1 protein-coding gene is annotated in these 740 nt (G+C 68.9%); it reads right to left on the bottom strand.

Features of this window, described 5'->3' with window-relative positions:
* A partial coding sequence (locus tag AC3WL8_RS39950) for an ATP-binding protein (RefSeq protein WP_492380262.1) occupies positions 1–740 on the bottom strand: 740 nt, incomplete at both ends.

The following is a 740-nucleotide window of genomic DNA, read 5'->3' as shown; positions in this document are numbered from 1 at the left end:
TCGACCAGGTCCTGCCCGGTGATCATTTCGGTGACGGGGTGCTCCACCTGCAGGCGCGTGTTCATCTCCATGAAGTAGAACGAGCCGTCCTGGTTGGCGATGAACTCGACCGTGCCGGCGCCGACATAGCCGACCGCCTTGGCCGCGGCCACCGCCGCTTCGCCCATGGCACGGCGGCGCTCCTCGGTCATGCCCGGCGCGGGGGCTTCTTCCAGCACCTTCTGGTGGCGGCGCTGCACCGAGCAGTCGCGCTCGAACAGGTAGACGCAGTTGCCGTGGGTATCGGCAAACACCTGGATCTCGATATGGCGGGGGCGCGTCAGGTACTTCTCCACCAGCACCTTGTCATCGCCAAAGCTGGCGCTGGCCTCGCGCTTGACCGAGGCCAGCGCGGCCTCGAAGCCATCGCCCGACTCGACCACGCGCATGCCCTTGCCGCCGCCGCCAGCGCTGGCCTTGAGCAGCACCGGGTAGCCGATGCGGTCGGCCTCGCGGCGCAGCAGCGCCGGACCCTGGTCCTCCCCGTGGTAGCCGGGCACCAACGGCACCGCGGCCTTCTCCATCAATTGCTTGGCCGCGCTCTTGCTGCCCATCGCGTGGATGGCAGACGCCGGCGGGCCGATGAAGACCAGCCCCGCCGCGGCGCAGGCCTCGGCAAAGGCCTCGTTCTCGGACAGGAAGCCGTAGCCCGGGTGGATGGCCTGGGCACCGGTCTCCTTCGCCATCTCGATGATGTGGTC

The organism is Cupriavidus sp. FW305-F7, from assembly GCF_058782875.1.
The sequence above is the reverse complement of the archived record's forward strand: the minus strand, read 5'-3'. Positions and strand labels throughout refer to the sequence as shown.